The 9,666-nt window shown below is 47.9% G+C and carries 9 protein-coding genes; 7 read left to right on the forward strand and 2 right to left on the reverse strand.

The features are described from left to right. Nucleotides 1-555: 555 nt before the first annotated feature. The gene (locus Q0605_RS08945) at nt 556-1,899 is read right to left on the reverse strand and encodes a DUF2130 domain-containing protein (RefSeq protein WP_298706336.1); all 1,344 of its coding nucleotides are present in this window, start codon (nt 1,897-1,899) and stop codon (nt 556-558) included. Next, entirely contained in the window at nt 1,892-3,400 is a 1,509-nt protein-coding gene (gene putP, locus Q0605_RS08950) for a sodium/proline symporter PutP (protein WP_298706337.1), read from the reverse strand. The genes Q0605_RS08945 and putP overlap by 8 nt, the downstream gene beginning before the upstream one ends. 169 nt (nt 3,401-3,569) lie before the next feature. Here putP and Q0605_RS08955 point away from each other — a divergent pair, with 169 nt between their 5' ends. Genes Q0605_RS08955 through Q0605_RS08985 form a run of 7 tightly spaced genes read left to right on the forward strand, consistent with a single transcriptional unit; the run spans nt 3,570 to nt 9,558 of the window. Then, nucleotides 3,570-4,232, forward strand: coding sequence for an amino acid ABC transporter permease (locus Q0605_RS08955; protein ID WP_291940149.1), 663 nt, complete (start codon nt 3,570-3,572; stop codon nt 4,230-4,232). After that, complete coding sequence (locus Q0605_RS08960; RefSeq protein WP_298706339.1) at nt 4,225-4,953, forward strand: amino acid ABC transporter ATP-binding protein; 729 nt, start codon at nt 4,225-4,227, stop codon at nt 4,951-4,953. The genes Q0605_RS08955 and Q0605_RS08960 overlap by 8 nt, the downstream gene beginning before the upstream one ends. A gap of 11 nt (nt 4,954-4,964) precedes the next feature. After that, nucleotides 4,965-5,705 carry a basic amino acid ABC transporter substrate-binding protein gene (locus Q0605_RS08965; RefSeq protein WP_298706341.1) on the forward strand — a complete coding sequence of 247 codons (741 nt, stop codon included), beginning with the start codon at nt 4,965-4,967 and terminating at the stop codon, nt 5,703-5,705. 59 nt (nt 5,706-5,764) lie between these two features. Next, nucleotides 5,765-6,301: a hypothetical protein gene (locus Q0605_RS08970; protein ID WP_298706343.1), complete on the forward strand. Its 537-nt coding sequence runs from the start codon at nt 5,765-5,767 to the stop codon at nt 6,299-6,301. After that, nucleotides 6,294-6,908, forward strand: a complete 615-nt coding sequence (gene thiE, locus Q0605_RS08975) for a thiamine phosphate synthase (RefSeq protein ID WP_298706345.1) — start codon at nt 6,294-6,296, stop codon at nt 6,906-6,908. The genes Q0605_RS08970 and thiE overlap by 8 nt, the downstream gene beginning before the upstream one ends. Further along, complete coding sequence (locus tag Q0605_RS08980) at nt 6,895-7,671, forward strand: undecaprenyl-diphosphate phosphatase (RefSeq protein ID WP_298706347.1); 777 nt, start codon at nt 6,895-6,897, stop codon at nt 7,669-7,671. The genes thiE and Q0605_RS08980 overlap by 14 nt, the downstream gene beginning before the upstream one ends. Before the next feature lie 39 nt (nt 7,672-7,710). Continuing rightward, nucleotides 7,711-9,558 carry a phosphoethanolamine transferase gene (locus Q0605_RS08985; RefSeq protein WP_298706349.1) on the forward strand — a complete coding sequence of 616 codons (1,848 nt, stop codon included), beginning with the start codon at nt 7,711-7,713 and terminating at the stop codon, nt 9,556-9,558. Nucleotides 9,559-9,666 lie beyond the last annotated feature (108 nt).

The following is a 9,666-nucleotide window of genomic DNA, read 5'->3' on the forward strand; positions in this document are numbered from 1 at the left end:
GGGGGGGGGGGGGGTAACGATTGGTAACGAACGCTTTTCATCGATAAAATTTTAGTACGCAAATGACTGCGGCAAGGGTGTTTAAAAAATTTAAATTTATTTTAAAAAATATTAGAAATTCTAAAATTTCGACGCAGAAATTTAAAAAATTTCATAAATTTTCATGAAATTTGCAGATCAAAATTTTAAAATTTTTACGATACGGCGAAGCGAATTCTTAAAATTTTACTATGGCTTTTAGCGCAAAATCTTCCCGATAAGAACACAAAACAGAAATTCCAAATCAAATTTTTGCGACGTGAAGCGCTTCCTTAATTATGAATTTAAAATTTTACACGTTAAATTCCCGCGCTACACAGTGCGGCATATTTCTGCCAGTATAAAATTCGCAAGCAAAATTCTAACCTCGCAAACCCAAAAGTATACGGTAATTACTTCTTGAAATTCTAGCACCGCTTGTCCGCGGACAAATATCGTGTCACTTTACAAAATTTCAGCCTCACGACGCAAGCTCGCCTCGCGTTTTCGTTCAGACTGCGATCTGTCCGCATGCCGCTATGGCATCTCGTCGCCGTCTTGGTTTTGAAGCGCGTCCGCTTCGCTCTCCGCCGCGATCGCCTCGAGGCTTAAAATTTCATCGACATCCTCCAGCTGCGCTACGCCGCTTCCTGCGATGCTTCTGATGCTTGCGTGCATCGCGATCGCTCCGTCTCGCGCACGTGCGATCTGTTTTTCGCGCTGTTTCCAGATGCGCTCCATCGCATTGCGCTCCTTATTTAAGCTCTCTTGCATGCCGACGAATGCCGAGACGATCGTCTTTATCTGATTTGCAAACTCGGGCGAGGTCAGATAGTCGTAGAGCATCGCCGTTTTGCTATCTTGATTTTGACCCGATTTCTTGGCAAACGCAAGCGCCACGACGTGTTCGCGCAAAACGGCGCAAAGCCCCTTAAATTCCTCAAACGAACAGATCCAGATGCTAGCATCGCTCGGCGCTTGGTGCAGCCTAGGGCTGTGAGGCGGCATCTGCTCGGTGACGATAACGCCGATCTGCGCGCCCTCGCCTATCATATCGTCTTTGAGTTTGTCGATCCATTTGGGCTCGAAGCTTTTCGTGCGCTTGCTCTCGTATAAAATTTTACCGCAGCCCACAAACTCCCTCGTATGCACTATCTGCACGCAGTCTGCGCCGCGCGCGCCCTTTTTGACCTCATCTATCTCGTCCAAAGGAAAGCTTAGCCGCAGATACTCCTGCAGCGCGAGCTCCTGCACCTCGCCCTGAAGCTGCTGCGAGCCTACTTCCGAGCGGCGCTTGAGCTCGTTTATTTGGCCGATTAGGCTTTGGATCTGCTCATCTTTTTGGCGGAATTTCAGCTCGTTTTCCTGCGAAATTTGCTTCGAAAGCCGCTCGCGCTCCATGTTCATGCGGTTGGTTAGCTCGATCTCGGATTTGGCTTTATTCTCGGCTTCAAGCTCGCTAAATTTACGCTTTTGCGCCTCCATTTCGGCCTTTATTAAATTTAGCTCAGAAATTCTTTGCGATTTTTCTTGCAGCTCCTTTTGTAAAATTTCAAATTTCGCCGCGTTTTCGCTCTCGATCTGAGATTTTGCAAGCGCTAAAATTTTCTCCCGCTCGCTGTTTAGCGCAGAATCGGTCGCCGCTTTTACGCGCTGCTCGAAGGCGTTTTCCTTCGCTTGCAGCTGCGCCAGATGCTTCGCATACTCCTCGCGCTTAGCGGCGATCTCGGCTTCAAATTTAAGCGTGGCTTCGTTTTGCTGCTGCTGCCACTTTCGCTTCTGCTGCAAAATTTCATCTTCAAATTTAGCCTTGATATCGCGCTGTAGCGCCTCGTCAATATCGATCTGAGAGCCGCAGTGCGGACACTTTACGTTAGCCATTTTTACTTCCCAAACTCTGCTCTTTCATCTTTTCAAATTCATGCGAAATTTGTGCCGCATTGGGCTCATCCGCCATCTTATCGAGCACGGAGTTGTAGCGATTTACGAGCAGTATCGCGAGCGCCGAAAAGCAAAAGCCCGGCAGCAGCTCGTAAACGACCGCCGAAAGCCCCGATAAGATCCAACAAATTACCGTGATACCGCCTACGAGCATACCCACCAAAGCCGAGAGCGCGCTCATTTTTTTAGAATACAGGCTGAAAAGCAGCACCGCGCCAAAGCTCGCGCCAAATCCCGCCCAAGCGTTACCCACGACGTTTAGCACCGTATCGTTTGAGCCAAACGCCAAGATCGCGGCGACCGCGGCGATGATCACGACGGCGATACGGCTGCTTAGCGTCTGCGTGCGCTCGCTCACCTCTTTTTTATAAAACGCGAAGATAAAATCCTTCGTAACAGCGCTCGCGCTTACCAAAAGCTGGCTTGAGATGGTGCTCATAATCGCCGCCAGCACCGCAGAGATTATGACGCCTAGGATAAATGGATGAAAGAAAATTTTACCGAGCTCTAGGAAAATTTTTTCGGGATCGTCTATGCTAAGGCCTTTTTGCGAAAAATAGACAAAGCCGATCAGACCGCTAAGCATCGCGCCTACTAGCCCTAGCACCATCCACGAAATACCGATTCGGCGCGCGCTATCAAGCTCGCGCGAGCTTCTAATCGCCATAAAGCGCACGATGATATGCGGCTGACCGAAGTATCCAAGCCCCCAAGCAAGTAGGCCCAAAACGCCCAAGAAGCTTTGATTGTAAAATAGATCGAGATGGCTCGCGCCGTAGAGCCGCACCTGCGCCAAAAAGGAGCTGTCTGCAGGGATCTGCAGCGCGCGGTAAGAAAACAAAGGGATCAAAATAAGTACCGCAAACATCAGCGCCCCTTGAAACGCATCCGTGATCGCGACGGCCTTAAATCCGCCGAAAAAGGTATAAAACACTACGATTAAGATCGTAGCGATCGCGCCGTATGTAAAGCTTAGCCCGAAAAAGCTCTCAAATGTCTTGCCACCCGCGATGATGCCGCTGCTAACATAGAGCGTAAAAAATATGATGATCAAAAGCCCGGAGATGATGCGAAGCGTTTTGGTGCGGTCTTTAAAGCGGTTTTCTAAAAAATCTGGGATCGTGACGCTGTCGCTTGCTACCTCAGTGTAAATTCTAAGCCTTTTGGCAAGAAATTTATAGTTGCACCACGCGCCCACGCAAAGCCCTAGAGCTATCCAGATATTGCAAATCCCCGTCGCAAACATCGCGCCCGGCACTCCCAAAAGCATCCAGCCACTCATATCGCTAGCGCCCGCACTAAGCGCCGTTACGAATGGGCCTAGGCGGCGATTATCGAGCAGATACTCGCTTAAGCTCGCATTCTTGTCATAATAATACCTACCTATAAAAATAAGCGCGCCGAAATATATCGCGATTGCGCAATAGGTCCAAAAGCTCATCGTTGCCTCCTTTTAAAAAAGCTAATTTTACTCTATTTCAAATAAAATTTTACTTTCGGAATTTAGCCAGATTTTAACGAAATTTTAGTATTCTTGTCGTTTAAATTTTAAGAAAAAGGCGCCTTGGTTGAACGAGAAAATTTTAAAGGTCGTATTTGTTTTGACTGTAATCGCCGTGGGGCTTTATTTCACCTATCCCGAACTGAGCGAAGCGCAAAAAATTTCATACGCCAAAAGCTACGGCATTACTCTTATTTTGACCTCCGGCGGCATTGTGATCGGTATCGCATTAGGATTTATGCTGGCATTTTTAAAATTTCTAAACAATAAATTTTTAAGCTTCATTATCGACGAATACGTAGATATCATCCGCGGAACTCCAATCGTTATCCAGCTGATGGTGTTCGTGTTTATAATTTTTGCTACGTGGAGCAATAATATCGCAGCTGCGATCTTTGCGCTAGGGCTTAATAGCTCAGCCTACGTCGCAGAAATCGTGCGCAGCGGCATAAACAGCGTCGATCGCGGCCAGATGGAAGCCGCGCGTGCGATGGGGCTAGGCTACGGCACGGCAATGAAAGAGATCGTCTTTCCGCAGGCGATAAAAAACATCCTGCCTGCGCTTGCAAATGAGTTTATTAGCCTATTTAAAGAGACCTCGGTCGTAGGCCTCGTAGCAATCACCGATCTTACGTTTTTTTCAAAAAGCATGCAGGCGGCGCTTTATACCGTCCAGCCGATACTTTTTGCCGCAGTACTTTACTATGCAAGCGTAAAATTTTTCTCGTTTTTAGTAAAAATGCTAGAAAGTAGGTTAAACCGCAATGATTGAAATATCAAATTTAACCAAATCCTACGGCAATTTATCGGTGCTAAAAGGAATTTCAAAGACCATAAATAAAGGCGATATCGTAGCAATCATCGGTCCAAGCGGCGGTGGTAAATCGACCTTTTTGCGTTGCTTAAATCTGCTCGAAATTCCGAGCGGTGGCACTATTAAAATAGACGGCGAGGATATTACCGATAAGCACACTGATATTAATAAAATTCGCCGCAAAGTTAGTATGGTGTTTCAGCATTTCAACCTCTTTGCAAATAAAAACGTACTAGAAAATTTAACTCTAGCGCCCATAAAAGCGGGGATCTATACCAAAGAACAAGCCTACGCAAAAGCGGAGGAGCTGCTGCAAAAGGTCGGTCTTAGCGATAAGGCCTACGCCTATCCGCACAAGCTTAGCGGTGGGCAAAAGCAACGCATCGCAATCGCTAGAAGTTTGGCGGTAAATCCGGACGTGATTTTATTCGACGAGCCCACTTCGGCACTAGATCCCGAGATGATCGGCGAGGTGTTAGGTATAATGAAAGAGGTCGCCAAAGAGGGCATTACGATGCTTGTGGTAACGCACGAAATGGGCTTTGCGCGTAATGTCGCAAATAGGATTTTTTTTATGGAGGGCGGCAAGATCGCTGTGGACGATACGCCTAAAAACGTATTTGAAAATCCGCAAAATCCGAGATTGAAAGAATTTTTAAATAAAATTTTAAACCACTAAAGGAGAGGGAAATGAAAAAATTTATGGGATTTCTAGTTGCGGGCGCTTTGCTTTGCGGCTCGCTAGTCGCTAAAGACATTACCAAAGATACGCTCATCGTAGGCACGAACGCCGAGTATCCGCCGTTTGAGTTCGTGGATGAAAACTCCAAAGTCACGGGCTTTGATATGGATCTAGTAGCCGAGCTTGCCAAACGCGCGGGCGTTAAATATGAAATTTTAAATATGAGCTTTGACGGGCTAATCCCTGCGATTAAAAGCGGTAAAATCGATATGATCGCCTCGGGAATGAGCGCGACGCCGGCTCGCAAAAAGGCGATCGATTTCACGGCTCCTTACTATAAAGTCGAAAATTTATACGTCAAACGTAAGGACGATAGCTCGTTAAATTCCAAAGCCGACTTGCAGGGTAAGCGCCTTGCCGCGCAGCTAGGCACCATCCAAGAGCTTGCGATCAGAGATATCAAAGGCGCCGAAGTTAGCGCTACGGAGAACGTTTTTGTAGCCGTTATGTCGCTGAAGAACAAAAAGATCGACGCGCTTTGCGTGGATTCATCAGTAGGCTACGAATATCTTAAGAAAAACGACGATCTAACCGCATTTTTTAAAGAATCCGACGGCAGCGAAGGCTTTTCGATCGCATTCGATAAGGGCAAGTATCCCGAGCTGCTCGCTAAATTTAACGCGGCGCTTGAGGAGATGAAAAAGGACGGAAGCTACGAAAAGCTTTTGGAGAAGTATAATTTAAAATAATCCGCAAAATTTAGGTGCAAATTCTGCAATAGGAATTTGCGCCGCCTAAGAGGAATCCTATGAAAAAGATATTTTTGACACTTGCGATTTTGCTCTGCACGCAGAGCTTTGCGGAGCAAAAAGATAGATACGGCATCGCCGCATTTGCAGGTCTTGGCGATGACGGCAGAACCTTCGTTTTTACCTTTAGAAAAGCTCAAAAAGATCGCTTCTTCCCCTGCGACTTAAAAAATTTAAACATAATCGCCGCGGGCGCTTCTAGGTGCATAACGGACGCCAAAGAGCTAAGGAAATTCGACAAAGAATATAAAAAAGCTCTCGAGTCCGTGATAAAACCAGGCAAGCGCTACTACGTAAATTTAATCGATCGTGGCAATGACGCCTATGTCTGCGATGCAAGCGATCCTAAAAGCAATCTGCGATTGGACCTAGTGGCGGCGGGATTTGCCGTACCGATAACCGACGATAGCGAACTTCTTTTAAAAGCCGCTGAGGAAGCCAAAGAGGCTAAACGCGGAATGTATAGCGCAAAATTTTGGGATGTTACCAACTGCATCCTAAACGGCGCGCCGATGCCGAAAAAGATAGATGAGTGAAATTTACGCACTTAGCGACGATAGCTTAACGCCGCCGCAAACTATCTTTTCGCAGATAGATGAAATTTTACGCTGCGGCGTAAAGCTCGTGCAGTATCGCAGCAAGCTCGCCGCGCGGAATGAAGCTTTAATCCGCTCTCTTATCGGCCTTTGCGAGGATTACGGCGCCAAACTCATTATCAACGACGATGCGACGCTTGCCAAAAAGCTAGGCGCGCACGGCGTACATATCGGAAAGGATGACGGCGAGACGGCGCAGGTGCGCGAGTTTTTAGGCGCGGATAAGATCGTCGGCGTTAGCTGCTACGCTGGTCTTGCTCGCGCGCAAAAGGCCGAGGCGCAGGGCGCTAGCTATGTAGCCTTCGGCTCGCTAAGGCGCGGCAAAACAAAGTCCGATGCGCCGCTTTGCCCCGATGAGCTTGTGCAAGAGGCGCGAAAATCTTTAAACCTCCCAATCGCCGTAATCGGCGGCATAAGCTTAGAAAATCTGGATGAAATTTTAGCCCTCAAGCCCGATTATATCGCTATGGTAGAGGCGATCTACAAACCCGCTTCGATTACGCAGAATTTAGCAAATTTAAAGGAAAAAATGGATGAGTATATTTGACGCCGTGATTTTAGGCATTGTTGAGGGGCTGACGGAGTTTCTGCCCGTAAGCTCGACCGGGCACATGATCCTGGCCGCAAAACTAATGGGCTTGCAGCAGACCGATACGCTTAAATGCTTCGAAGTCGTTATCCAGCTAGGCTCGATCCTAGCGGTCGTTGCGATGTTTTACAAGCGGCTTTTGGTTGATTTTAAGCTCTGGTGCAAGCTCATCGTGGGCTTCATCCCTACCGCCGCGATCGGATTTTTGCTCTATAAAAGCATCAAATCGCTCTTCGCGCCGCAGACCGTCGCCTACGCGCTGATCGGCTGGGGTATTATTTTTATCGCAGTAGAGCTCTTTCGCAAGGCGCGCCCTAGAGAAGGCGAGCTAGAGCATCTGGATCAAATTTCATACGTTCAGGCCTTTATCATCGGACTTTCGCAATGTTTTGCGATGGTGCCGGGCACTTCGCGCAGCGGCGCTACCATCATTGCAGGGCTTCTGTGCGGGCTAAACAGAAACCTGGCCGCGCGTTTTAGCTTCCTACTCGCGATCCCTACGATGTTTGCGGCGACCTTTTACGACACCTATAAAAATTTAGACACCTTCGCGCAAAACTCCGACAATATCACGACCTTTCTCGTAGGCGGCGCAGTGGCGTTCGTCGTGGCGCTTGCGGCGATCAAGCTATTTCTAAGTTTCGTCTCGAAGTTCGATTTCATCCCGTTTGGAATTTATAGAATTCTAATCGGCGCGCTATTTTTCGTCTTTGTATTTTAAGATGCGCTCGCAAATAAAATTTTAAAATTTGGAGATTTTATGGACTCAAAACATGGCGGTCTCCGCGCCTTTTTAACGGAAAAACTCAGCTTTTACGCCGTATTTGGAGGCAGAGCGTTAAACGCATTCCTGCTAATTTTGGTGCTAAATTTCGCCGTTTGGCTTCTAAAAAGCAGTCATATCTCGGCCCGCCCGTTTTTTACGACGGACACGCTGTTTTTCGCAGCTGCGCTGATCTGCGGCGTAGGGATTTTATTTTTGATCCTTTACGCGCTGTCTTTCTACTGCCGCAAGCTCTATAAATTCCTCATCTTCGCGCTATTTGCTCTAAATTTAGCCCTAGCGCTCATGCAGATTTTTTTGATACTCGGCCTGGAGCTTACCTACTCGCACGGCGTGCTGGATGCGATGGTGCAAACGACGCCCAAGGAGGCTTTTGAGTTCGCGCACGCGTTTTTAAATTTAAAATTTATCCTCATCGCGGCGGCGGTTTGCGTGGTTTCGCTGATATTTTTAAAATTTCGCCTAGCGATCTGCGTCGAAATAAAGCTCATCCGCGCGGTAAAATACCTTTTTTGGCTCAGCCTATGCGTCTTCGCGGCGCACGCCGCATACGGCACATACGTCGCTAAAACCTCCAAAATGCGCGCCACGCTCATCATAGCGCTGAATGAAATTCCGCTTTATAATTTCGCTTTCGTCAGCAAAGATTATTTTCAAAAAGATTTCAAAAACGAACGCGAACTGGATGAAATTTACGAGCGCGCCTACGCCTCGCACTCGCACAAAACGGCGCCGAACCGCGTCTCAAACGTCGTTTTTATTATCGGAGAGAGCCTGCAGCGAAATTTTATGAGCCTATACGGCTACTATCTGCCCACCACACCGAATCTGCAAGCGCTTGAGCAAAGCGGAAATCTAATCGCCTTTAGCGATGTCGTATCGCCTGGAGCTAAGACCAACGACGTGTTAAAATACGTGCTAAATTTCGGAAATTACGAAAGTGAAAAACAGCGCCCGTGGAGCGCAAATCTCGATATAGTCGATTTTGCACGGCTCGCAAACTACGAGACCTTTTGGATTAGCAACCAGGAGCGCTACGGAAAATGGGCGGTCGCAAGCGGCGCGGCTGCAAACAGAGCCGATTTTACCGACTTTACAAACCAGATCCCCGTTTACAAATACGCCTACTCGCTCGATGAGGTTCTGCTCCCGAGCATAAAAAATTTCAAATCGGGCGCGAGAAAATTCGCAAGCGGGCGGGCGGGCAAAGGCACGGATCTCGCAAACGCCCAAAAAGACGGCGCGACACAGGGCGGCAGGGATAAGTTCTTTTTCATCCACTTGATGGGTTCGCACCCGAGCTACGAGTTTCGCTATCCAAAAAGCTTTGCTAAATTTAGCGCCGCGGATATTTCGCGCGAGCCGCTTGATGAGGGGCAGAAAAAAGAGCTCGCACACTACCTAAACACCGTGGCCTACAACGATTTTATCGTGAGCGAAATTTATAAAATTTTTGCGAGCGACAACACGCTGATAGTCTATTTCAGCGACCACGCTCAGAGCCTTTATCAATACCGCGGCAAGCTGATCCATGGCGGCATCAACCGCTTCACGCTCGAAATCCCGCTGATTTTCATGGCGTCGGATAAGTTCAAAGAGCAAAACGCTGATCTTTGGGCGCGCATCGCGGCAGCCAAAGACAGGCCGTTTTTAAACGACGATCTCATCCACGCGATCGCAGAAATTTTAGAGATGACCGAGCTGCCCGAGTACGATCCCACTCGCTCGGTGATCAATGCCGATTTCAACGCCTCGCGTCCGCGCATCATCGAGGGGGTCGATTACGATAAGGTTTACAAGCTGCAGAAGGAATTCGGCGAGTAAATTTAATGAAATTTTACGCCTTTTAGCGGTGCAGATTTCGCTTCTTAAAATTTGCGTTCTTATCGCAAGCGCTCGCGCCCTAATTTGGTCTTCGGACGGGCGTGTCTG

The organism is uncultured Campylobacter sp., assembly GCF_938017705.1.
GTDB lineage: Bacteria > Campylobacterota > Campylobacteria > Campylobacterales > Campylobacteraceae > Campylobacter_B.

Coding starts and splice junctions, on each gene's coding strand:
- Q0605_RS08980 (WP_298706347.1), top strand. CDS start 6,895: ATGAGTATATTTGACGCCGTGATTTTAGGCATTGTTGAGGGGCTGACG.
- thiE (WP_298706345.1), top strand. CDS start 6,294: ATGAGTGAAATTTACGCACTTAGCGACGATAGCTTAACGCCGCCGCAA.
- Q0605_RS08970 (WP_298706343.1), top strand. CDS start 5,765: ATGAAAAAGATATTTTTGACACTTGCGATTTTGCTCTGCACGCAGAGC.
- Q0605_RS08960 (WP_298706339.1), top strand. CDS start 4,225: ATGATTGAAATATCAAATTTAACCAAATCCTACGGCAATTTATCGGTG.
- putP (WP_298706337.1), bottom strand. CDS start 3,400: ATGAGCTTTTGGACCTATTGCGCAATCGCGATATATTTCGGCGCGCTT.
- Q0605_RS08945 (WP_298706336.1), bottom strand. CDS start 1,899: ATGGCTAACGTAAAGTGTCCGCACTGCGGCTCTCAGATCGATATTGAC.
- Q0605_RS08985 (WP_298706349.1), top strand. CDS start 7,711: ATGGACTCAAAACATGGCGGTCTCCGCGCCTTTTTAACGGAAAAACTC.
- Q0605_RS08965 (WP_298706341.1), top strand. CDS start 4,965: ATGAAAAAATTTATGGGATTTCTAGTTGCGGGCGCTTTGCTTTGCGGC.